At 55.0% G+C, this 22,009-nt stretch carries 21 protein-coding genes; 13 read left to right on the plus strand and 8 right to left on the minus strand.

The genetic code is table 11. The features are described 5' to 3' along the window. The first annotated feature begins 17 nt into the window (after positions 1-17). Positions 18-1,166: a lactaldehyde reductase gene (gene fucO / locus ACTU3N_RS16420; protein WP_443087192.1), complete on the plus strand. Its 1,149-nt coding sequence runs from the start codon at positions 18-20 to the stop codon at positions 1,164-1,166. Then, positions 1,163-1,477 carry an L-rhamnose mutarotase gene (rhaM, locus tag ACTU3N_RS16425; protein ID WP_443087193.1) on the plus strand — a complete coding sequence of 105 codons (315 nt, stop codon included), beginning with the start codon at positions 1,163-1,165 and terminating at the stop codon, positions 1,475-1,477. The genes fucO and rhaM overlap by 4 nt, the downstream gene beginning before the upstream one ends. A 35-nt stretch (positions 1,478-1,512) precedes the next feature. Here the strand turns inward: rhaM and ACTU3N_RS16430 are convergent, their stop codons facing one another. Then, on the minus strand, positions 1,513-2,061 hold the full coding sequence (locus ACTU3N_RS16430; protein ID WP_443087194.1) for a helix-turn-helix domain-containing protein: 549 nt from the start codon (positions 2,059-2,061) through the stop codon (positions 1,513-1,515). A gap of 102 nt (positions 2,062-2,163) precedes the next feature. Between ACTU3N_RS16430 and ACTU3N_RS16435 the strand changes: the two genes are divergently transcribed. Together ACTU3N_RS16435 and ACTU3N_RS16440 are read left to right on the plus strand one after the other, a co-directional pair. After that, the gene (locus ACTU3N_RS16435) at positions 2,164-2,826 is read left to right on the plus strand and encodes an AzlC family ABC transporter permease (protein WP_443087195.1); all 663 of its coding nucleotides are present in this window, start codon (positions 2,164-2,166) and stop codon (positions 2,824-2,826) included. Further along, complete coding sequence (locus ACTU3N_RS16440) at positions 2,826-3,149, plus strand: AzlD domain-containing protein (RefSeq protein ID WP_443087196.1); 324 nt, start codon at positions 2,826-2,828, stop codon at positions 3,147-3,149. The genes ACTU3N_RS16435 and ACTU3N_RS16440 overlap by 1 nt, the downstream gene beginning before the upstream one ends. Before the next feature lie 5 nt (positions 3,150-3,154). Here the strand turns inward: ACTU3N_RS16440 and fdhD are convergent, their stop codons facing one another. Next, positions 3,155-3,991: a formate dehydrogenase accessory sulfurtransferase FdhD gene (fdhD, locus tag ACTU3N_RS16445; protein ID WP_443087197.1), complete on the minus strand. Its 837-nt coding sequence runs from the start codon at positions 3,989-3,991 to the stop codon at positions 3,155-3,157. A 145-nt stretch (positions 3,992-4,136) separates the two neighbouring features. Between fdhD and fdnG the strand changes: the two genes are divergently transcribed. The 5 genes from fdnG (at position 4,137) to ACTU3N_RS16470 (ending at position 10,817) form a co-directional block, all read left to right on the plus strand. Next, positions 4,137-7,187: a formate dehydrogenase-N subunit alpha gene (gene fdnG, locus ACTU3N_RS16450; RefSeq protein WP_443087198.1), complete on the plus strand. Its 3,051-nt coding sequence runs from the start codon at positions 4,137-4,139 to the stop codon at positions 7,185-7,187. Positions 7,188-7,199: 12 nt separating this feature from the next. After that, a complete protein-coding gene (gene fdxH / locus ACTU3N_RS16455) occupies positions 7,200-8,102 on the plus strand; it encodes a formate dehydrogenase subunit beta (RefSeq protein WP_443087199.1) in 903 nt (300 codons plus the stop codon). Then, positions 8,099-8,734, plus strand: coding sequence for a formate dehydrogenase cytochrome b556 subunit (gene fdoI / locus ACTU3N_RS16460; protein WP_443087200.1), 636 nt, complete (start codon positions 8,099-8,101; stop codon positions 8,732-8,734). The genes fdxH and fdoI overlap by 4 nt, the downstream gene beginning before the upstream one ends. Beyond that, positions 8,731-9,660 (plus strand): formate dehydrogenase accessory protein FdhE, encoded by a 930-nt coding sequence (gene fdhE, locus ACTU3N_RS16465; protein WP_443087201.1) that lies wholly within the window; start codon positions 8,731-8,733, stop codon positions 9,658-9,660. Before fdoI ends, fdhE begins: the two co-directional genes overlap by 4 nt. A 245-nt stretch (positions 9,661-9,905) precedes the next feature. After that, positions 9,906-10,817, plus strand: coding sequence for an alpha/beta hydrolase (locus ACTU3N_RS16470; protein ID WP_443087202.1), 912 nt, complete (start codon positions 9,906-9,908; stop codon positions 10,815-10,817). Between the two features lie 40 nt (positions 10,818-10,857). Here ACTU3N_RS16470 and fabY read toward each other — a convergent pair whose 3' ends face one another. From fabY to typA, 5 genes are all read right to left on the minus strand, one after another. Continuing rightward, positions 10,858-11,799: a fatty acid biosynthesis protein FabY gene (gene fabY / locus ACTU3N_RS16475; protein ID WP_443087203.1), complete on the minus strand. Its 942-nt coding sequence runs from the start codon at positions 11,797-11,799 to the stop codon at positions 10,858-10,860. A 44-nt stretch (positions 11,800-11,843) separates the two neighbouring features. Further along, the gene (gene dtd, locus ACTU3N_RS16480; protein WP_443087204.1) at positions 11,844-12,281 is read right to left on the minus strand and encodes a D-aminoacyl-tRNA deacylase; all 438 of its coding nucleotides are present in this window, start codon (positions 12,279-12,281) and stop codon (positions 11,844-11,846) included. Next, positions 12,278-13,150: a virulence factor BrkB family protein gene (locus tag ACTU3N_RS16485; protein ID WP_443087205.1), complete on the minus strand. Its 873-nt coding sequence runs from the start codon at positions 13,148-13,150 to the stop codon at positions 12,278-12,280. Before ACTU3N_RS16485 ends, dtd begins: the two co-directional genes overlap by 4 nt. Continuing rightward, entirely contained in the window at positions 13,147-13,743 is a 597-nt protein-coding gene (gene yihX, locus ACTU3N_RS16490) for a glucose-1-phosphatase (protein ID WP_443087206.1), read from the minus strand. Before yihX ends, ACTU3N_RS16485 begins: the two co-directional genes overlap by 4 nt. 145 nt (positions 13,744-13,888) lie before the next feature. Further along, the gene (typA, locus tag ACTU3N_RS16495; RefSeq protein ID WP_443087207.1) at positions 13,889-15,712 is read right to left on the minus strand and encodes a ribosome-dependent GTPase TypA; all 1,824 of its coding nucleotides are present in this window, start codon (positions 15,710-15,712) and stop codon (positions 13,889-13,891) included. Positions 15,713-16,092: 380 nt separating this feature from the next. Here typA and glnA point away from each other — a divergent pair, with 380 nt between their 5' ends. The 4 genes from glnA to ACTU3N_RS16515 all read left to right on the plus strand — a co-directional run bounded on the left by glnA (position 16,093) and on the right by ACTU3N_RS16515 (position 20,444). Beyond that, complete coding sequence (glnA, locus tag ACTU3N_RS16500; protein ID WP_443087208.1) at positions 16,093-17,502, plus strand: glutamate--ammonia ligase; 1,410 nt, start codon at positions 16,093-16,095, stop codon at positions 17,500-17,502. 253 nt (positions 17,503-17,755) lie between these two features. Then, positions 17,756-18,805, plus strand: a complete 1,050-nt coding sequence (gene glnL, locus ACTU3N_RS16505; RefSeq protein ID WP_443087209.1) for a nitrogen regulation protein NR(II) — start codon at positions 17,756-17,758, stop codon at positions 18,803-18,805. A gap of 8 nt (positions 18,806-18,813) precedes the next feature. Continuing rightward, entirely contained in the window at positions 18,814-20,223 is a 1,410-nt protein-coding gene (gene glnG / locus ACTU3N_RS16510) for a nitrogen regulation protein NR(I) (RefSeq protein WP_443087210.1), read from the plus strand. A gap of 110 nt (positions 20,224-20,333) precedes the next feature. Next, entirely contained in the window at positions 20,334-20,444 is a 111-nt protein-coding gene (locus ACTU3N_RS16515) for a YshB family small membrane protein (RefSeq protein ID WP_443087211.1), read from the plus strand. Between the two features lie 36 nt (positions 20,445-20,480). Here ACTU3N_RS16515 and hemN read toward each other — a convergent pair whose 3' ends face one another. After that, positions 20,481-21,854: an oxygen-independent coproporphyrinogen III oxidase gene (gene hemN / locus ACTU3N_RS16520; protein WP_443087212.1), complete on the minus strand. Its 1,374-nt coding sequence runs from the start codon at positions 21,852-21,854 to the stop codon at positions 20,481-20,483. Positions 21,855-22,009 lie beyond the last annotated feature (155 nt).

The following is a 22,009-nucleotide window of genomic DNA, read 5'->3' on the forward strand; positions in this document are numbered from 1 at the left end:
TTTTACGGAGAATCACCATGAGCTTTATGTTAGCACTGCCCAAAATCAGCCTGCATGGCGCAGGCGCAATTAACGATATGGTTAATCTGGTCGCCAACAAACAGTGGGGTAAAGCCCTGATTGTGACCGACGGGCAACTGGTGGAACTGGGTTTACTCAGTAGCCTGTTTACTGCCCTGCACGCACACAATATGGCGTATTACTTGTTCGATGAGGTATTTCCCAATCCTACCGAAGAGCTGGTGCAAAAAGGCTACGCGGCCTGGCAAAAAGCGGGCTGTGATTACATCATCGCCTTCGGCGGCGGTAGCCCTATCGATACGGCGAAAGCGATAAAAATTCTCACCGCCAACCCAGGGCCATCAACGGCCTACTCAGGCGTGGGCAAAGTGAAAAACCCCGGCGTGCCGCTGGTGGCGATTAATACCACCGCCGGAACGGCGGCAGAGATGACCAGCAACGCGGTGATCATTGATAGCCAACGGCAGGTCAAAGAGGTGATCATCGACCCGAATATTATCCCGGATATCGCCGTCGATGATGCCAGCGTCATGCTGGCCATTCCTGCCGCCGTCACCGCCGCGACCGGGATGGACGCGCTGACCCACGCGATTGAGGCCTATGTGTCCGTTGGCGCGCACCCGCTCACCGACGCTAACGCACTGGAAGCTATCCGCCTGATAAATCTGTGGTTGCCGAAAGCAGTGGCCAACGGGCAGAACCTTGAAGCGCGTGAACAGATGGCTTACGCGCAGTATCTGGCTGGGATGGCCTTTAACAGCGCGGGGCTGGGGCTTGTTCACGCGCTGGCGCATCAGCCGGGCGCAACCCACAACCTGCCGCACGGCGTGTGCAACGCTATTTTGCTGCCCATCATTGAGAACTTTAACCGCCCGCACGCTATCACACGTTTTACCCGTGTCGCCCAGGCGATGGGTGTTGATACAACAGGCATGAGCGAAGAAGCGGCGAGCCAGGAGGCCATCAAAGCTATCCGGGCGCTGAGCGCGCGCGTCGGGATCCCTTCCGGCCTCGGTGAGCTGGGTGTCAGGAAAGAAGATATTGAAGGTTGGCTGGATAAAGCGCTGGCCGACCCTTGTGCGCCGTGCAACCCGCGCAGCGCCAGCCGCGACGAGGTACGCGAACTCTATCTGGAGGCATTATGATCCGCAAAGCTTTCGTCATGCAGGTCAATCCTGGCGCGCACGCCGAGTACGAACGTCGCCATAACCCTATCTGGCCTGAGCTTGAAACCGTGCTGAAAGAGCACGGCGCGCACCACTACGCCATCTTTCTTGATAAAGAGCGCAACTTGCTGTTCGCGACCGTCGAGGTGGAGTCCGAAGCGCGCTGGGAGGCGGTGGCAAATACTGAAATCTGCCAAAAATGGTGGCAGCACATGCGCGACCTGATGCCAACCAATGCAGACAACAGCCCGGTCAGCACCGAGCTGAAAGCGGTCTTTTATTTAGTCTGATGGCCTGTTGAAACCCACTGCGGTGGGTTTCTCGTTTAGTTCTGCTCGGCAACCAGGAGGGCCTGCGTGTCTGGCACCAGGGCCTTAAAGATATGTTCTTTATCCCCCGGGTAGCAGATGTAATCCCCCTCGCCCAGCTCTTCCGGCGCGTCGGTCAGCCCGACCAGCGCACGCCCTTGTGTCACAATAATATGCTCTATTGATCCCTTCGGGTGCGGCTGCGAAACGCGGTCAGCGCCGGGTTGCGTCAGCAGCAGATAGATATCGCGGCGAGCGCCGGGTGGGCAGGCGGCGAGTAAGATGGCCTGATAATTGGCCTGATCGGCGACCACTTTCGTGCCTTCACCCCGGCGAATCACCTGCGTGACCGCCGTTTGTGGCTCCAGCAAACGTGCAAAAGGGATGTCCAGCGCCACGCACAGCGACCATAATGTTTCCAGGCCTGGGTTGCCGTTGCCCGCTTCCAGCTGAGAAAGCGTCGATTTAGCGATCCCGGCGCGGCGGGCGATTTCTGCCAGCGACAGACCGGTTCTTAAACGTTCACGCACCAGACTTTTCGCAATGATGCTCATTGGTTGGGTCATAAAATCTTCCATCGTTCGATTTAATGAACGAATCGTTCGCATTGAAAAACAAAAGTGATGCGTTCATTATAATGAATAATCGTTCGATAGGGTGAAAATGGTATGTTCAGACAACGCTTTGCCAGCCTCAGCGGCGACACAAAAAAAGCCATACTTCTTGTTTGCCTGGCGGTCGGCGTCGTCGGGGCATCCTACGGCTCGCTGGCGATGGCTTACGGCTTTCCGCTATGGGTTCCATTGATGCTCTCTACGCTGGTGCTGGCTGGCGCGTCTGAGTTTATGTTTATTGGTATTGTGGCGAGCGGCGGCAATCCGCTGGCGGCGGCAATCGCCGGTTTATTAGTCAATGCGCGCCATGTGCCCTTTGGCGTCACGGTGCGCGAACTGGTCGGTAAACGCTGGGCGGGTTTGCTGGGCTGCCACATTATGAACGACGAAAGTGTGGTGTTTGGCTTATCACAAGCGACGCCGGAGCAGCGAAAAGCCGCGTTCTGGCTATGCGGGCTGGGCGTGGCCGTGTTGTGGCCTGCGGGTGTGCTGGTGGGCGCGGGTGTCGGCAAACTGCTGCCCGCCCCAGAGACGATTGGCCTGGATGCGGTGTTCCCGGCCATCTTGCTGGCCCTGGTGCTGCCCGCGCTGAAAAAACGTACCACCCTTATCCGCGCCTCCAGCGGTGCCGCGCTCTCGCTGGCGGCGGTGCCCTTTGCGCCGGTGGGCCTGCCGGTACTGCTCTCCCTGCTGGGTTTATTAACGAGGAAGAAATAATGGCGAGTGTTGCGCTGACGCTTGGCGGGATTGCCCTGCTTTCCGCCGGGACATACCTGATGCGCTTTGGCGGCGCAAAGCTTGGCAACCGGATGGCGCTTTCTGAACGCGCGCAGGCGCTGCTCTCTGATGCCGCCACAACGTTACTCTTCGCGGTCGCACTGGCGGCAACGCTTTACGAAGGCGAGCACTTCGCCGGGATGGCGCGCGTGCTGGGCGTATTATTCGCGCTGTTTCTCGCCTGGCGCAAAATGCCGCTGATCGTCGTCATTATCGCGGCGGCTATTGCCACAGCCTTACTGAGACTGGCAGGCGTGAGTTGAGCCGCTTACGCGCCCATTAACCGCTGCGGATGCGTGTAAACCGTTGCTCTGCCAGGTTTACAGAATCCCACCAGCGTCAGGTTACAGCGCTGCGCCACCTCAACCGCCAGCGTTGTCGCCGCCGAGACCGCAAACAGGATCTCAACGCCGCACATGGCGGATTTTTGCACCATTTCATAACTGGCGCGGCTGGACACCAGCGCAGCGCCCGGCTGCCAGCGTTCACCTTCGCGGGCGCGGTGGCCAAGTAATTTATCCAGCGCCACATGGCGACCCACATCTTCATGCCCGCCCACCAGCTCGCCGGAGGGGAGCATCCACGCCGCCGCATGGGTGCATCCGGTCAACTGACCTACCGGCTGAAAATGGGTTAGCTGCGCCAACCCGTTGTCGAGCAGCGCTAAATCAAAAGTTTGGGTAAACGGCAGCGGCGCCACCGGCTTACCGATATCCGTAAGCTGCTCAACACCACATACGCCGCAGCCGGTGCGCCCGGCCAGCGCGCGGCGGCGCTCTTTAAGCCCCATAAAACGACGGCTGGATAGCTCAATTTGCACCTCAAGACCATTACAGGAGGGCACAATATCCATGCCGTAAATTTCTGATGGGTTTTCGATAATCCCTTCGGATAATGAGAAGCCTATCGCAAACCACTCCAGGTCTTTGGGTGAGGCCATCATCACCACATGCGAAATACCGTTGTAAACAAGCGCAACGGGCACCTCTTGCGCCAGTACATCTGGCTTTGCATGCTGCAAGTCACTGCGCGCCCAAAGAGAAATTTCCTCGGTGCCTGTGACTAATGTTGCATTTTCGTGCTTTTTTGTATGCAATTTGTTCACTTTCCCGTAACCGTTCTCGACTTACCTTACCATCATTGTGGTATCCTTCGCATATATCCCCCGGGATAAGAGGGATAACAGTAATTTTGAACCTTTGCGTATTGCATCGCAAAAATAAAAAGTAATGTCGAACCAGGAGATAACCATGCAGGTCAGCAGAAGGCAGTTCTTTAAGATCTGTGCTGGCGGTATGGCAGGAACAACGGCGGCTGCTCTGGGCTTTGCTCCGAACATCGCATTAGCGGAAACGCGGCAATATAAACTGTTGCGCACCCGTGAGACCCGTAACACCTGCACATATTGTTCCGTCGGATGTGGGCTTTTGATGTATAGCCTCGGCGATGGTGCAAAAAACGCCAAAGCTTCTATTTTTCATATCGAGGGTGACCCGGATCATCCGGTAAACCGTGGCGCGCTGTGCCCGAAAGGCGCAGGTCTGGTGGATTTCATTCACTCTGAAAGCCGCCTGAAGTACCCGGAATATCGCGCGCCAGGCTCCGATAAATGGCAACAGATTTCATGGGACGAAGCCTTCACACGTATCGCTAAATTAATGAAAGCGGATCGTGATGCCAACTTTATCGCGCAAAACGCGCAAGGTACCACGGTCAACCGCTGGCTTAGCACCGGGATGCTCTGTGCGTCCGCTTCCAGTAATGAAACCGGTTATTTAACGCAAAAATTTACCCGCGCACTCGGCATGTTAGCCGTCGATAACCAGGCGCGTGTCTGACACGGACCAACGGTAGCAAGTCTTGCTCCAACATTTGGTCGCGGTGCGATGACCAACCACTGGGTCGACATGAAAAACGCCAACCTTATCGTTGTGATGGGCGGGAATGCGGCAGAAGCGCATCCGGTGGGGTTCCGCTGGGCGATGGAAGCCAAAATCCATAATGGCGCGAAGCTGATTGTTATCGATCCGCGCTTTACGCGTACCGCCTCTGTTGCGGATTTTTATGCGCCAATTCGTTCCGGTACTGACATTGCTTTCCTGTCAGGCGTGTTGCTGTACCTGATGAATAACGAAAAATATAACCGTGAATACACCGAGGCCTATACCAACGCCAGCCTGATCGTGCGTGAAGATTTTGGCTTTGATGAGGGTCTGTTCACCGGTTATGACGCTGACAAACGTCAGTACGACAAAACCAGCTGGAACTACGAACTGGATGAGAACGGCTTCGCCAAACGCGATCCGACCCTCACCCATCCGCGCTGTGTATGGAATCTGCTTAAAGAGCACGTTTCCCGTTACACGCCAGACGTTGTTGAAAACATCTGCGGGACGCCAAAAGCGGACTTCCTGAAGGTGTGCGAATATATCGCAGAAACCAGCGCGCCGGATAAAACCGCCTCGTTCCTGTATGCCCTGGGCTGGACACAGCACTCCATCGGCGCACAGAACATCCGTACCATGGCAATGGTTCAGCTTCTGCTGGGCAACATGGGTATGGCGGGTGGTGGTGTGAACGCCCTGCGCGGACACTCCAACATTCAGGGTCTGACCGACCTGGGCCTGCTGTCACAAAGTCTGCCGGGCTATATGACGCTGCCGAGCGAAAAACAGCCCGATCTCCAGACCTATCTTGCTGCTAACACGCCGAAACCGCTGCGTGAAGGCCAGGTGAACTACTGGAGCAATTACCCGAAATTCTTCGTTTCGATGATGAAAGCCTTCTACGGCGATAAAGCGACAGCGGAAAACAGCTGGGGCTTTGACTGGTTGCCGAAGTGGGATAAGGGCTACGACGTCCTGCAATACTTCGAAATGATGCATGAAGGTAAGGTGAACGGCTATCTGTGCCAGGGCTTTAACCCGGTGGCGTCGTTCCCGAACAAAAACAAAGTGGTCGCCTCGCTGTCGAAACTGAAGTTCCTGGTGACGATTGACCCGCTCAATACCGAAACCTCTAACTTCTGGCAAAACCACGGCGAGTTTAACGACGTCGATCCGTCAAAAATCCAGACCGAGGTGTTCCGTCTGCCGTCGACCTGCTTTGCCGAAGAAAACGGTTCTATCGTTAACTCCGGGCGCTGGTTGCAGTGGCACTGGAAAGGTGCGGACGCCCCTGGCGATGCGCTGAATGATGGCGAGATCCTGGCGGGTATCTTCCTGCGACTGCGAAAAATGTACGCAGAAGAAGGCGGTGCTGCGCCGGAACCGGTGCTGAACATGACCTGGAACTACTTGACGCCGGAAAATCCGTCGCCGGAAGAAGTGGCCATGGAGAGCAACGGTAAAGCGCTGGCGGATATTATCGATCCGGTCACCGGCGACGTCCTGGCGAAAAAAGGCAACCAGCTGGGTACCTTCGCGCACCTGCGTGATGATGGTACGACCTCAAGCGGCTGCTGGATTTTTGCCGGTAGCTGGACGCCTGACGGTAACCAGATGGCGCGCCGTGACAACTCTGACCCGTCGGGCCTGGGCAATACGCTGGGCTGGGCATGGGCATGGCCGCTTAACCGCCGCATTCTGTATAACCGTGCTTCTGCCGATCCGCAGGGTAAACCGTGGGATCCGAAACGTCAGCTGCTTAGCTATGCGAACGGTAAATGGGTTGGCGCGGATATCCCGGACTACAGCACCGCTGCGCCGGGTACCGATGTCGGGCCGTTTATCATGCAACCGGAAGGTATGGGTCGCTTGTTCGCACTCGATAAGCTGGCGGAAGGGCCGTTCCCTGAGCACTACGAGCCGTTTGAAACGCCGCTCGGTACCAACCCGCTGCATCCGAAAGTTATCTCCAACCCGGCAGCCCGTGTCTTTAAAAGCGACATGGAAGCGATGGGTAAAGCAGATAAGTTCCCGTATGTCGGCACCACGTACCGTCTGACGGAGCACTTCCACTACTGGACCAAGCACGCGCTGCTTAACGCAATCGCGCAGCCGGAGCAGTTTGTGGAGATCGGTGAGAAGCTGGCGAACAAACTGGGCATTACCCAGGGCGATACGGTGAAAGTCTCCTCCAACCGTGGCTATATCAAAGCTAAGGCGGTGGTGACCAAGCGTATTCGCACGCTGAATGTGAACGGTCAGGAGGTCGATACCATTGGTATTCCGATCCACTGGGGTTACGAAGGTGTTGCGAAAAAAGGCTTTATTGCCAATACGTTAACGCCGTTTGTCGGCGATGCAAACACCCAAACGCCGGAGTTTAAGGCGTTCCTGGTGAATGTGGAAAGGGTGTAACGGAGACGACTTATGGCTTATCAATCGCAAGATATCATCCGTCGCTCCGCGACAAATGGTTTTACCCCCGCGCCACAGGCGCGGGACCACCAGCAGGAAGTGGCGAAGCTTATCGACGTCACGACCTGTATCGGCTGTAAAGCCTGCCAGGTGGCCTGCTCCGAGTGGAACGACATTCGTGATGAAGTGGGGCATAACGTTGGGGTGTATGACAACCCGGCGGATCTGACCGCGAAATCATGGACCGTGATGCGCTTCTCTGAAGTGGAGCAAAACGACAAGCTGGAGTGGCTTATCCGTAAGGATGGCTGCATGCACTGCGCCGATCCGGGCTGCCTGAAAGCATGTCCGTCAGAAGGAGCTATCATTCAGTATGCCAATGGTATTGTCGACTTCCAGTCTGAGCAGTGTATCGGTTGCGGTTACTGCATCGCGGGCTGCCCATTCGATGTACCGCGTTTGAACCCGGAAGACAACCGCGTCTACAAATGTACGCTGTGTGTTGACCGTGTAAACGTAGGCCAGGAGCCAGCATGTGTTAAAACTTGCCCGACCGGTGCTATCCACTTTGGTTCCAAAGAGGATATGAAAACGCTGGCAGGCGAGCGCGTGGCTGAGCTGAAAACCCGTGGTTACGATAACGCCGGTCTGTACGATCCGGCGGGCGTAGGCGGTACGCACGTGATGTATGTGCTGCACCATGCCGACAAGCCGAATCTGTATCACGGCCTGCCGGAGAACCCGGAAATCAGCGCCACCGTGAAGTTCTGGAAAGGTATCTGGAAACCTCTTGCGGCGGTCGGCTTTGCGGCGACCTTCGCGGCCAGCATCTTCCACTATGTCGGTGTCGGCCCGAACCGTGCAGAAGAGGAAGACGATAACCTGCATGAAGAGAAAGACGAGGTGCGCAAATGAAAAAACGTGACACCATCGTGCGCTACACGGCACCTGAGCGTATTAATCACTGGATCACCGCCTTCTGCTTCGTGCTGGCGTCGGTGAGCGGGCTGGGGTTTTTCTTCCCTTCCTTTAACTGGCTGATGAACATTCTCGGTACGCCGCAGCTGGCGCGCATTCTCCATCCGTTTGTCGGCGTGGTGATGTTTGCATCGTTTATAATCATGTTTTTCCGCTACTGGCACCATAATCTCATCAATAGGGATGATATCTTTTGGGCCAAAAATATTCGTAAGATTGTCGTCAATGAAGAAGTAGGCGACACCGGACGATATAACTTTGGCCAGAAGTGTGTGTTCTGGGCGGCGATTATTTTCCTGGTGTTGCTACTGGTAAGCGGCGTGGTTATCTGGCGCCCTTACTTCGCGCCAGCGTTCCCGATTCCGGTTATCCGGATTGCGTTGATGCTGCATTCTTTTGCCGCAGTCGCGCTAATTGTGGTTATTATGGTGCATATCTATGCCGCCCTGTGGGTGAAAGGCACCATAACCGCAATGGTGGAAGGCTGGGTTACCAGCACGTGGGCGAAGAAACATCACCCGCGCTGGTACCGGGAAGTTCGCAAGACAACGGAAAAATCGACTGAATGAGTATTCGCATAATCCCGCAAGATGAGCTGGAGAAGAGCGATAAACGCACGGCGGAAGTGATTCCGCCGTTATTATTCCCCAGACTGAAAAATCTCTATAACCGCCGTGCAGAGCGTCTGCGTGAGCTGGCAGCAAGTAACCCGCTGGGTGATTACCTGCGCTTTGCTGCGCTGATCGCTCATGCGCAAGAAGTGGTACTCTATGACCACCCTTTGCAGATAGACCTGACGGCGCGCATTAAAGAAGCCGCCACCGAAGGCAAGCCGCCGCTGGATATTCATGTGCTGCCGCGTGATACGCACTGGCACAAGCTGCTGCATTCGCTGATTGCTGAGCTAAAGCCAGAGATGAGCGGCCCGGCGTTAGCGGTTATCGAGAACCTGGAGAAAGCCTCCGCGCAGGAGCTTGAAGAGATGGCGAGCGCGCTGTTTGCCGCTGATTTTGCCTCAGTAAGCAGTGATAAAGCCCCGTTTATCTGGGCCGCTCTTTCGCTCTACTGGGCGCAAATGGCCAGCCTCATCCCCGGCAAAGCGCGCGCCGAATATGGCGAGCAGCGCCAGTTCTGCCCGGTGTGCGGCTCCATTCCGGTCTCCAGTATGGTGCATATCGGCACGACGCAGGGGCTGCGTTACCTCCACTGCAACCTGTGTGAAACAGAGTGGCACGTGGTGCGCGTAAAATGCAGCAACTGCGAGCAAACCCGCGACCTGCACTACTGGTCTCTGGATAACGAGCAGGCGGCAATCAAAGCCGAAAGCTGCGGCGACTGTGGTACTTACCTGAAGATTCTCTATCAGGAAAAAGACCCGAACGTCGAGCCGGTGGCCGATGATTTAGCCTCGCTGGTACTGGATGCCCGCATGGAGCAGGAAGGTTTCGCCCGCAGCTCCATTAACCCGTTCTTATTTCCGGGCGAAGGGGAATAAACAACAGGTCGCGGTAAATTATTTTACCCGGCCTGCTCTCTGCTCTCTGCTCTCTGCTCTCTGCTCTCTGCTCTCTGCTTCGCAAAGTAAAGCCCTTGCTACATCTACCTGTCCAGCGCTTTTTGACAGGAAAAACAGTCTTACGAGCCAGCTTCCAGATTTCTCAATCCGCAAGAAATAGTCGTTTTCATTTGTTGTTTTCCAGGCTATAACAACTGTATGTATGTACAGATAAAGAGATTGCTATGGCACTGGAAAAAGGTATCGACGGGCTGGTAAAAGCGTTTATCAACGCTGGCCGCCCCTCGCCTCACACACAGAGTATTGATGACCGGCGCGCCGGTTATATCTCCAGCACGGAACTGGCAGGCGAAACGGAAACAGAGGTCAGCGTTGAAGATATCACGCTTGAAGGCATCACATTTCGCCTGTTTTCTCCAAAGAAAGCCAGCGGTATTCTCCCGACGTTAATCTACTACCACGGCGGTTGCTTTATCAGTGGCGGTTTCGCTACGCATGATAAACAGCTACGCCAGCTGGCCTTTTACAGCGGCTGCCGGGTTATCGCTGTGCAATACCGGCTGGCGCCAGAACATGTGTGGCCTGCTGCGCACGATGATGCGCTTAAGGGCGCGGGACTGGTGTGGCAGTACGCCGAACAGCTTGGCGTCGATCGCCAACGGATTACCCTGGCAGGCGACAGCGCAGGCGGTCATCTGGCTCTGGTAACGGCGCTGCGTTTAAAAGCGCGGGCAGAATGGCAGCCAGCGCAGCTGATCCTCATCTACCCCATGCTGGACGCGACGGCCTGGTTTGATAGTTACGACTTGAAGGGTTCTGACTACGTCATTACCCGTGAAGCGTTGCTGTCAGGCTACGAGCTTTATTTTGGCGCAACCGATCGGCGGCTGCCGGACGTGAGTCCTTTATGGCGTAATGATTTTAGCGGTCTGCCTCGCGTGCATATCATTACGGCCGAGTTCGATCCGCTGTGCGATGAAGGCGAAGCGCTCTGGCAGCATTTAACTGCCGAGGGCGTGAATTGCACTGCCGTACGCTATCAAGGCGTTATACACGGCTTCTTTCAGCTTGCGGGAATCAGTCAGGCCGCACGAGATGCAATAAGAGACGTGGCGGCGCGCGTGGCACGCATGTAGCGGAGGTACTGTGCGCCTGCATTACCAGGCGCACAGGCGATTACTCTTCCTCGTTACCGCCCTCTTCGAAGGGGCCAAAAGGTTTCGCCGGCAGCACAATATAAATACCTTCAAATATCGCGCCGGATTTGTCGTCGCCAAACAGTTCAACCTGCATTTGCACCCGCGCTTTGCGCCCGCGCGCCAGACGGTCCAGATCGCCGCTCAGGGAACCGAGATCGGCAATCGCGCTGGGCTTGCCGCTTATCGGCGTGCTATAGCGAATATGTGCATCAGCAAGAATAATTGTGCCGCCGAGGTGGCGTTCACGCAGCATCAGCCAGATAAGCCCCCAGCCGGTCAGCGTCGCCAGCGAAAACAGGCTACCGGCAAACAGGGTGTGATGCGGATTTTGATTGCCCGCTTCCGGCATGGTCGTAATAAATTTTTGCCCGGTATATTGCTGGATGCGTACACCCATCTTCTCGCTCAGCGGAATATGCTGATACCAGGCTTGCTGCAACTGCCCGCACCAGTCGCCGCGATGGAGAATATCATCCAGCGTCGCCACGGGTTTTATCATTAAAAAGTGGCGCACCGGCGTGGTTTGCGGCACGGTAATCTCGCCTTCGTTGATAAACCCGAGCTTAGCGAAAAACGCGACGGCATCTTCGCGGGCGCTACAGGTCACGCGCTTTACGCCTTCCTGGCGAGCGACAGACTCCAGCGTCATCGCCATGAGCGTGCCGAGCCCCTTATCCTGCACGCCAGGGTGTACGGCCATAAAACGAATAGACCCTTCGTTATCACCATTGATATACAGACGCCCGACCGCGACAAGATTGCCTTCTTCATCGACAACCATCTGATGATGCGCCATCGCATCCCAGGCATCTCGCTCCGAACCTTTTGGCTGATGTAACGGTTTGCGCAACATCTCCCAGCGGAACTGGTAATAACGCTCTAACTCTTCTTCTGTTTGCGGTACGCGAAGATGATACATAGCTGCATTCTCTCTTGTTGCCCGTGGCCATACCGCCAGCTGATTCATACTTGCAACCAGAACGTAACGGGGCCGTCATTGACCAGCGAAACCTGCATATCGGCAGCAAATCGACCAGTTTGCGTCACCATTTCCTGACTGCGGCAACGCTCGACAAAATAGTTATACAGCGCTTCGGCCTTTTCTGGCGTAGCACCTGTGGAAAAACCAGGCCGCATCCCGCGCCCGGTGTCCGCCGCCAGCGTAAACTGCGACACCACCAGCACACTGCCACCCGCTTGCTGGACGTTAAGGTTCATCTTGCCGTCAGCATCACTAAAAATACGATAGCCGAGCACACGCTCGCACAGACGGTTGGCTTTTTGTTCGTCATCGTCTCTTTCGACACCCAATAGGACCAAAAGTCCCGCGCCGATTTCACCTGTCACTTCGCCCGCCACGCTAACGCTCGCACGGGATACACGTTGAATTAATGCAATCATGGTTGGTCTGCTTCTTGTTGTTGTGCTGCTTTTTTAAGATTTCGATATTCCCCGAGAGTGACAGTAATTTCCGCACCTAGCAAGACGATACACCAGGTCCAGTACACCCACAGGAACAAGATAGGGATCACGGCGAGGACGCCGTAAATTAACTGATAGGACGGGAACGTAGTGATATATAAAGCAAAAGCTTTCTTCCCAGCCTCAAAAAGTAACGCCGCGACAAACGCGCCCGCAACAGCATCGCGGTTAGGTACGCGGGTGGTGGGCACGATGCTATAGAGCATCCAGAACGAGAGCCAGGACAGAATCAGCGGAAAAACACGCAGCACATCATCGATCATGCTGTTTAGCTCGCTGGCCCAGCGCAGCGACAGCAAATAGGAGCTGATCGCAAGACTGGCTCCCGCCAGCAGCGGCCCAAGCGTCAGGATCATCCAGTAGACGGCGAAAGAATAAACATGCGGGCGCACACGCTTGCTGCGCCAGATTGTATTGAGCGCGCTATCGATGGAGTACATCAATAGCAGCGACGTGACAATCAACCCACAGGCACCAACGGCGGTCATTTTGTTCGAGTTCGCAACAAACTGCTCGATATAGCTTTGAATCACATCCCCGGTGGTAGGGATAAAGTTGGCGAAAATAAAGTGGCGCAGCTGCACGCTAATATCAGAAAACATCGGAAAAGCAGCGAACAGCGCAAAAATGACCGCAATCAGCGGCACCAGCGACAGCAGCGAGACGAACGCCAGGTTCCCCGCCAGCGTTGTCATATGGTCTTCGTCAATACGCTGCCACAGCAATTTCAACCATGCCCACAGCGCACCCGAGCAATGCTTTGCTTTGTGCCTGAGGTCTACTTTCATAGCTGCTTCGCAAAATACTCAGGGATGGTTTTCTTATCGTGCACCCTGATTGCGGTGATGCCAACCTGCTGCGCGCCGAGGATATTGTCGGCATTGTCATCGAAAAAGACGGCATCATCGGCAGATACGCCTTCCAGCTCCAGTACTTTTTGATAGATACGCGCTTCCGGTTTTCGCATCCCCATCTCCTGAGAAAGATAAATCGTATCCGCCGCCGCGCGGATTTCCGGGTATTGCTCGGGCCAATAGGTAGTGTGCAGGCGATTAGTATTAGAGAGCACGACGACGCGGTGCCCCTGCTCACGCAGCTTATGCATGATAGCAATGACCTCCGGGCGCAGCGCAACAAACACCGCCTGCCAGCCGGTGGAAAACTGTTCATAGCTTAAAGAGAGATCCATCTCTTCACAAAGCGCTTTAGCGAATGCTTCGTCGCTGATTTCGCCCCGCTCGTGCTGATGAAATGGCTCGCCCATGCTAAAACTCTGCTTCAGGGTCGCCAGCGGCACACGGCTGAAATCACTCCAGGCGCCCAGCACCCGGTTGAAATCAATGTCGACAATCACGTTACCTAAATCAAAGATATAGAGCATTTCTCTCTCCTGGCAGGTCGTCGAGAGATAACTGTAGCGGTAAAGTGAACAATTGAATAGCTAGCGACTTCACGTGTTGAATGCGGGTATAAAAAAGGCCGCTAAAATCAGCGGCCTTTTATTTTTACGTCGAAAACGCGAAGAATTAGTCTTCTTTCGCACCGCGCATCGCGCGTTTACGGTCGTTCTCGGTCAGATGACGTTTACGGATACGGATGGACAGAGGCGTTACCTCGACCAGCTCGTCGTCATCGATAAACTCCAGCGCTTGTTCCAGCGTCATTTTAATCGGCGGAACCAGAACCGTTGCTTCATCCGTACCGGAGGCACGCATGTTGGTCAGTTTCTTACCGGTCAGGCAGTTTACCGTCAGGTCGTTAGAACGGCTGTGAATACCGATGATCTGGCCTTCATACACTTCAGCACCGTGACCGAGGAACAACTTACCGCGATCCTGCAGGCCGAACAGCGCGAACGCTACCGCTTTACCCTGACCGTTGGAAATCAGTACGCCGTTGTTACGCTGGCCCACTTCACCCGGACGCACATCGTCGTAGTGGCTGAAGGTGGAGTACAGCAGACCGGTACCGGAAGTCATGGTCATGAACTCAGAACGGAAGCCAATCAGGCCACGGCTTGGGATAACGTAGTCAAGACGTACGCGTCCTTTGCCATCCGGGTTCATGTTTTTCAGGTCGCCCTTACGCTCACCGAGCGCCTGCATGACGGAGCCCTGATGCTGCTCTTCAACGTCCAGCGTCACGTTCTCGAACGGCTCTTGTTTACGGCCATCGATTTCGCGGAAGATAACTTTCGGGCGGGAAACCGCCATTTCGAAACCTTCACGACGCATGTTTTCAATAAGCACGGACAGGTGCAGTTCACCACGGCCGGAAACGCGGAACGCATCAGCGTCTTCGGTCTCTTCAACACGCAGCGCAACGTTGTGCACCAGCTCTTTGTTCAGGCGGTCGAGGATCTGACGCGAGGTCACGAACTTACCTTCTTTACCACAGAACGGCGAGGTGTTGACGTTAAAGAACATGGTAACGGTCGGCTCGTCAACAGAGAGCGCCGGCAGCGCTTCAACATTCTGCGGGTCGCAGATGGTATCAGAGATGTTCAGCTCGCCCAGGCCGGTGATAGCGATGATATCGCCTGCTTCAGCCAGATCGGTTTCGATACGCTCCAGACCCAGGTGGCCCAGCACTTTACCGACTTTACCGTTGCGGGTTTTGCCTTCGCTATCAATGATAGTGACCTGCTGGTTCGGCTTCACTTTACCGCGTTTGATGCGGCCAATACCGATAACACCAACGTAGTTGTTGTAATCCAGCTGGGAAATCTGCATCTGCAGCGGGCCATCCAGATCAACGTCCGGTGCCGGAACATGATCAACAATCGCCTGATACAGCGGGGTCATATCTTCCGCCATATCGTTGTGGTCCAGACCCGCGATACCGTTCAGCGCAGAAGCGTAAACGATCGGGAAGTCCAGCTGCTCGTCGGTGGCATCCAGGTTAACAAACAGGTCGAACACCTGATCGACAACCCAGTCCGGACGCGCGCCAGGACGGTCAACTTTGTTGATAACAACAATCGGTTTCAGGCCATGGGCAAATGCTTTCTTGGTCACGAAGCGCGTTTGCGGCATCGGGCCGTCAAAGGCGTCAACCACCAGCAGCACGGAATCAACCATAGACATAACACGCTCAACTTCACCTCCGAAGTCGGCGTGCCCTGGGGTATCAACGATGTTGATACGGTAATCATTCCATTTGATAGCGGTGTTTTTAGCGAGGATAGTAATCCCACGCTCTTTCTCCAAATCGTTGGAGTCCATCACACGCTCTTGTGTTTCAGCACGCACGTCGAACGTACCGGATTGCTGCAGCAGCTTGTCAACCAGGGTAGTTTTACCATGGTCAACGTGCGCAATGATGGCGATGTTACGCAATTTTTCGATCACAACTTTGCCTCAGGCATTAGAAATAGCGCGTTATTGTACACGTATTAATCGAAGGACTAAACAGGATCACAAACATCCTCTACAAACAAGTATTGCAGAGTTGCTTTGTGATCGCTTTCACGCAGCGAAAAAAGGGCTTTTAACGAAAATTGCACCAACACGGTGCTTAATGTTTACATATAAGCACTATATTGGTGCAACTTAACCATCGTGGTGCAGCCCTTTTGCACTATGCTGTGCATGATAACGCCTTTTGAGGGGCATTTAAAAGTTGGCATAGATTTCGCTTTAAATATTTTACGGCAACTGCGCCAGTTTTACACAGCAGTATGAAGAGTTCGTTACCACGACGACAATGACAAATCCGGGAGAGTTTAAGTATGTCCGCTGAACACGTTTTGACGATGCTGAATGAGCACGAAGTGAAGTTTGTCGATTTGCGCTTCACCGATACCAAAGGTAAAGAACAGCACGTCACTATCCCAGCCCATCAGGTAAATGCCGACTTCTTTGAAGAAGGTAAAATGTTTGATGGTTCTTCGATTGGTGGCTGGAAAGGCATCAACGAATCCGACATGGTGCTGATGCCGGACGCCTCTACCGCTGTCATTGACCCGTTCTACGAAGAATCCACGCTTATCATCCGCTGCGATATTCTCGAACCCGGCACCATGCAGGGTTACGATCGCGACCCGCGCTCTATCGCCAAGCGTGCTGAAGAGTACCTGCGCGCCACCGGTATCGCCGACACCGTACTGTTCGGGCCAGAGCCGGAGTTCTTCCTGTTTGACGACGTGCGTTTCGGCAGCTCCATTTCAGGTTCCAGCGTCGCTATCGACGATATCGAAGGCGCATGGAACACCACCACCAAATACGAAGGTGGTAACAAAGGTCACCGTCCGGCGGTGAAAGGCGGTTACTTCCCGGTTCCGCCGGTGGATTCTTCCCAGGATATCCGCTCCACCATGTGTCTGGTAATGGAAGAGATGGGCCTGGTGGTTGAAGCTCACCACCACGAAGTGGCAACGGCGGGCCAGAACGAAGTGGCGACCCGTTTCAACACTATGACCAAAAAAGCGGACGAAATTCAGATTTACAAATATGTGGTGCACAACGTTGCGCACCGCTTCGGCAAAACCGCGACCTTTATGCCAAAACCGATGTTTGGCGATAACGGTTCCGGTATGCACTGCCACATGTCCCTGTCCAAAGGCGGTACTAACCTGTTCTCCGGCGATAAATACGCAGGCCTGTCTGAAATGGCGCTGTACTATATCGGCGGCGTAATCAAACATGCGAAAGCAATCAACGCCCTGTCTAACCCGACCACCAACTCTTACAAGCGTCTGGTTCCGGGTTATGAAGCACCGGTAATGCTGGCTTACTCTGCCCGTAACCGCTCTGCGTCTATTCGTATTCCGGTGGTGGCTTCGCCGAAAGCGCGCCGTATCGAAGTGCGCTTCCCGGACCCGGCTGCTAACCCGTACCTGTGCTTTGCAGCGCTGCTGATGGCCGGTCTGGATGGTATCAAGAACAAGATCCACCCGGGCGAAGCAATGGACAAAAACCTTTACGATCTGCCAGCGGAAGAAGCGAAAGAGATCCCGCAGGTTGCCGGTTCTCTGGAAGAAGCGCTTAACGCGCTGGACGCAGACCGCGAGTTCCTGACTGCCGGTGGCGTGTTCACCAACGAAGCTATCGACGCGTACATTGCCCTGCGTATCGAAGAGAACGATCGCGTTCGCATGACGCCGCACCCGGTAGAGTTTGAACTGTACTACAGCGTTTAAGATATTTTACGTTCCAACGGGTTTTGCGTTGCAGCAAGGCGGTAACAGAGTGAATCACCGGCAACACGCCGGGGTGAACAAAAGCAGCCTGGTAACTGCGGCGGGAAACGCCAGAGGATTTTAGTTGCCGTGGAAACTTTCAGCCCATCCCAGGATGGGCTTTTTTCTCCACCAACAAACTGATCTGCCGCACTTTTGACACATAAAACGCTATAATGCACTAAATTGGTGCAAATGTTTGGGAGACTGCTGAATGGCAAGTGGCGTGCTGCCCGATGCTGGGCAGATCCTCAATTCTTTGATCAACAGTATCTTACTGGTTGATGACGAACTGGCGGTACATTACGCCAACCCTGCGGCACAACAGCTGCTGGCACAAAGCGCGCGTAAATTATTCGGCACCCCGCTGCCCGAGCTATTGAGCTACTTCTCTCTGAATATCGATTTGATGCGGGAGAGTCTGCATGCTGGCCAGGGCTTTACCGATAACGAAGTCACGCTGGTGATTGATGGCCGCTCGCATATTCTTTCGCTGACGGCGCAACGTCTGCCGGATGGCATGATTTTGCTGGAAATGGCGCCGATGGATAATCAGCGACGCCTGAGCCAGGAGCAGCTCCAGCACGCTCAGCAAGTTGCGGCACGCGATCTGGTGCGCGGCCTGGCGCATGAAATAAAAAACCCGCTGGGCGGGCTACGCGGGGCCGCGCAGCTATTGAGCAAAGCGCTGCCCGATCCCTCTCTGCTGGAATACACCAAAGTTATTATTGAGCAGGCCGATCGCCTGCGTAATCTGGTGGACAGGCTGCTCGGCCCGCAGCAGCCGGGTATGCATGTGACCCAAAGTATTCACCAGGTGGCTGAACGGGTGGTGAATCTGGTGACGATGGAGCTGCCGGGGAACGTAACGCTGGTGCGTGACTACGACCCCAGCTTGCCGGAGCTGGCCCATGACCCGGATCAGATAGAGCAGGTTTTACTCAACATTGTGCGCAACGCTTTGCAGGCGCTGGGGCCGGAAGGGGGCGAAATCATTTTGCGCACCCGCACCGCTTTTCAGCTTACGCTTCACGGCGTGCGTTATCGTCTCGCTGCGCGAATCGATATCGAAGATAACGGCCCAGGCATTCCGCCGAGCCTCCAGGATACGCTGTTTTATCCTATGGTCAGCGGGCGCGAAGGCGGCACCGGGCTTGGGTTATCTATCGCACGCAGTTTGATTGATCAGCACTCTGGCAAAATTGAATTCACCAGTTGGCCAGGCCATACCGAATTTTCGGTGTACCTGCCTATTCGGAAGTAGAGGTGTTTATGCAACGAGGGATAGTCTGGATCGTTGATGACGATAGCTCCATCCGCTGGGTGCTGGAACGCGCGCTCACCGGAGCAGGCTTGAGTTGTGTAACGTTTGAAAGTGCCGCTGAAGTGCTTGATGCACTGACCACAAAAACGCCTGATGTACTGCTTTCGGATATTCGTATGCCGGGGATGGACGGGCTGGCGCTGTTAAAGCAAATCAAGCAGCGTCATCCCATGCTACCGGTCATCATAATGACGGCACATTCGGATCTGGACGCGGCGGTGAGCGCCTATCAGCAAGGGGCGTTTGATTACCTGCCCAAACCGTTTGATATCGATGAAGCCGTCGCACTGGTTGAGCGGGCCATCAGCCACTACCAGGAGCAGCAGCAGCCGCGCAATGTGGAAACCATTGGCCCGACGACCGACATTATTGGTGAAGCACCGGCTATGCAGGATGTCTTTCGTATTATCGGTCGCCTGTCGCGCTCATCGATCAGCGTGCTGATAAACGGCGAGTCGGGCACGGGTAAAGAGCTGGTTGCGCATGCCCTGCATCGTCACAGTCCACGGGTTAAAGCGCCGTTTATCGCCCTGAATATGGCGGCTATCCCGAAGGATTTGATCGAATCTGAATTATTTGGTCATGAAAAAGGCGCGTTTACCGGCGCGAATACCATTCGCCAGGGGCGTTTTGAACAGGCCGATGGCGGGACGCTGTTTCTTGATGAGATTGGCGATATGCCGCTGGATGTGCAAACGCGCCTGCTGCGCGTACTGGCCGATGGGCAGTTTTACCGCGTCGGCGGTTATGCGCCGGTGAAAGTGGATGTACGCATTATCGCCGCCACGCACCAGAACCTTGAGCTGCGGGTGCAGGAAGGGAAGTTTCGCGACGATCTCTTTCATCGCCTGAATGTTATTCGGGTGCATCTGCCGCCGCTGCGTGAACGTCGGGAGGATATCCCGCGCCTGGCGCGCCATTTTTTACAGGTGGCCGCGCGTGAGTTGGGTGTTGAAGCCAAACAACTGCATCCGGAAACGGAAGCCGCGTTAACGCGTCTGGCATGGCCGGGTAACGTGCGCCAGCTGGAGAATACCTGCCGCTGGCTGACGGTGATGGCAGCGGGCCAGGAAGTGCTGATTCAGGATTTACCCGCCGAGCTGTTTGAAACGACCGTCGCGGAAAGCCCGTCGCAAACGCTGCCGGATAGCTGGGCAACCCTGCTTGCGCAGTGGGCAGACCGGGCGCTGCGTTCCGGTCATCAAAATTTGCTTTCAGAAGCGCAGCCGGAGATGGAACGGACGTTGCTGACCACAGCCTTACGCCACACGCAGGGGCATAAACAGGAAGCGGCGCGCTTGCTTGGCTGGGGGCGAAATACGCTGACGCGTAAATTAAAAGAGCTGGGGATGGAATAGCTCGCGCGCGCGAATGTAAAGTTTAAAAACCGGGCGCAAAATCGGGCGTATTGACACTTTACTGCCTGGCATTGTTAAGTATCATCTTGCCGTTGACGGGGGAGGTTACCATGCTGGAATCATTAATAAGCGTGGCCACGGCAGGCGCTTCGGCAAGCCATACGCCACAAACCGCCATCGCGGCCGTGCTGTGCGCCGCGCTGATTGGGCTGTTTAGTTAGACATATCAGGCCCGGGTTATCACACCCGGGCTTAATTTAAATCACGCGCGAAAACTGCTGTAAACGTGCTTTCTGGCGCAGATAAGCGTCAAAACACATGCAAATGTTGCGAATCAACAAACGCCCTTTCGCCGTCACCTGCAACCCTTGCTCATCCATTGCCACCAGCCCATCGTTTATCAGCGGTGCCAGCAGCGCTAAATCCTGCGCAAAATAATCGCGGAAGTTGATGCCCCACACGCTTTCCACGGCACTGAACGACAGGCGGAAGTTGCAAATCAGAAGCTTGATCACATCACGACGAATACAATCATCACGGGTGAGCGCAATACCGCGCCACAGCGCATTCCCACGCTCATCGACCTGCTGGTAATAGTGTTTTAGCTCTTTCTGATTTTGCGCGTAGCTGTCGCCAATCATGCTAATGGCGGAGACCCCCAGGCCCAACAGATCGCTATCGCCCTGCGTGGTGTAGCCCTGGAAATTACGGTGCAAAACGCCGTTGCGCTGAGCCACGGCCAGCTCGTCATCCGGGCGGGCAAAGTGATCCATACCGATAAACTGATAACCCGCGCCGGTCAGTGAAGCGATTGTCTGCTGCAAAATATCCAGCTTCTGTTGCGCAGACGGCAGGTCTGCATCTTTGATTTTCCGCTGTGCAGCGAACAACGTCGGCAGATGCGCATAGTTAAACACGCTCAGGCGATCCGGGCTTAGCTCCGCGACCTTTTCAAGCGTAAACGCAAAGCTTTCCGGCGTCTGCTTAGGCAAGCCATAAATCAGGTCAATATTGGTGGAGGTAAAACCAATTTTCCTCGCATGCCTGAGCAGGGCGAAGATAAACGCTTCATCCTGCTCGCGGTTAACCAGCCGCTGCACTTCTTTGTTGAAATCCTGCACGCCCATACTCAGGCGGTTAAAACCTTCAGCGCGTAAATGATCGAGCACATCCAGCTCAATTTCACGCGGATCAACTTCGATAGAGATTTCCGCATCATCGTCGAACGCGAAATGCCCGCGAAGCAGGCGCATCAGGCGGCTGATTTGCGTTTTATTCAGGTAGGTAGGTGTACCGCCGCCCCAGTGCAATTGCGTCACCTGACGACCGCTGAACAGCGGCGCACGGTGGACTATCTCCTGCTCCAGCGCGTCCAGATATTGATCGGCCTTATGCTGCTGGCGGGTGACGATTTTATTGCAGCCGCAGAAGTAGCAAAGCTTATGGCAAAACGGAATATGAACATACAGCGACAGCGGGCGCTCGGGGTAGCGCGTCACCGCATGGCGAAAATCCTCCTCACCATAAGCGTCGGAAAACTCCAGCGCGGTGGGATAAGAGGTGTAACGTGGCCCGGAATAGTTATATTTCTGGATCAGGGCCAGGTCCCAGTCGATTACTTGCTCAGACATTGCTTACTCCTTCCGATGATGCCGCTGGCGGTTCCGGCGGCCCGGCCTGACCGCATTACGGGTCATAAGCCGGTTGCGCAGCCAAAGTTTGCGCTGCGACAACCGCTGTAGTTTAACGAATAACCACACCAGATAACATATAACCGGAAGGGTTA

This window comes from Vagococcus sp. WN89Y (assembly GCF_052220145.1).
GTDB lineage: Bacteria > Pseudomonadota > Gammaproteobacteria > Enterobacterales > Enterobacteriaceae > Kosakonia.

Excerpts from the sequence above, each read along its gene's own strand:
- fucO (WP_443087192.1), top strand. The coding sequence starts at position 18 with ATGAGCTTTATGTTAGCACTGCCCAAAATCAGCCTGCATGGCGCAGGC.
- rhaM (WP_443087193.1), top strand. The coding sequence starts at position 1,163 with ATGATCCGCAAAGCTTTCGTCATGCAGGTCAATCCTGGCGCGCACGCC.
- ACTU3N_RS16430 (WP_443087194.1), bottom strand. The coding sequence starts at position 2,061 with ATGACCCAACCAATGAGCATCATTGCGAAAAGTCTGGTGCGTGAACGT.
- ACTU3N_RS16435 (WP_443087195.1), top strand. The coding sequence starts at position 2,164 with ATGTTCAGACAACGCTTTGCCAGCCTCAGCGGCGACACAAAAAAAGCC.
- ACTU3N_RS16440 (WP_443087196.1), top strand. The coding sequence starts at position 2,826 with ATGGCGAGTGTTGCGCTGACGCTTGGCGGGATTGCCCTGCTTTCCGCC.
- fdxH (WP_443087199.1), top strand. The coding sequence starts at position 7,200 with ATGGCTTATCAATCGCAAGATATCATCCGTCGCTCCGCGACAAATGGT.
- fdoI (WP_443087200.1), top strand. The coding sequence starts at position 8,099 with ATGAAAAAACGTGACACCATCGTGCGCTACACGGCACCTGAGCGTATT.
- fdhE (WP_443087201.1), top strand. The coding sequence starts at position 8,731 with ATGAGTATTCGCATAATCCCGCAAGATGAGCTGGAGAAGAGCGATAAA.
- ACTU3N_RS16470 (WP_443087202.1), top strand. The coding sequence starts at position 9,906 with ATGGCACTGGAAAAAGGTATCGACGGGCTGGTAAAAGCGTTTATCAAC.
- fabY (WP_443087203.1), bottom strand. The coding sequence starts at position 11,799 with ATGTATCATCTTCGCGTACCGCAAACAGAAGAAGAGTTAGAGCGTTAT.
- dtd (WP_443087204.1), bottom strand. The coding sequence starts at position 12,281 with ATGATTGCATTAATTCAACGTGTATCCCGTGCGAGCGTTAGCGTGGCG.
- ACTU3N_RS16485 (WP_443087205.1), bottom strand. The coding sequence starts at position 13,150 with ATGAAAGTAGACCTCAGGCACAAAGCAAAGCATTGCTCGGGTGCGCTG.
- yihX (WP_443087206.1), bottom strand. The coding sequence starts at position 13,743 with ATGCTCTATATCTTTGATTTAGGTAACGTGATTGTCGACATTGATTTC.
- glnA (WP_443087208.1), top strand. The coding sequence starts at position 16,093 with ATGTCCGCTGAACACGTTTTGACGATGCTGAATGAGCACGAAGTGAAG.
- glnL (WP_443087209.1), top strand. The coding sequence starts at position 17,756 with ATGGCAAGTGGCGTGCTGCCCGATGCTGGGCAGATCCTCAATTCTTTG.
- glnG (WP_443087210.1), top strand. The coding sequence starts at position 18,814 with ATGCAACGAGGGATAGTCTGGATCGTTGATGACGATAGCTCCATCCGC.
- ACTU3N_RS16515 (WP_443087211.1), top strand. The coding sequence starts at position 20,334 with ATGCTGGAATCATTAATAAGCGTGGCCACGGCAGGCGCTTCGGCAAGC.
- hemN (WP_443087212.1), bottom strand. The coding sequence starts at position 21,854 with ATGTCTGAGCAAGTAATCGACTGGGACCTGGCCCTGATCCAGAAATAT.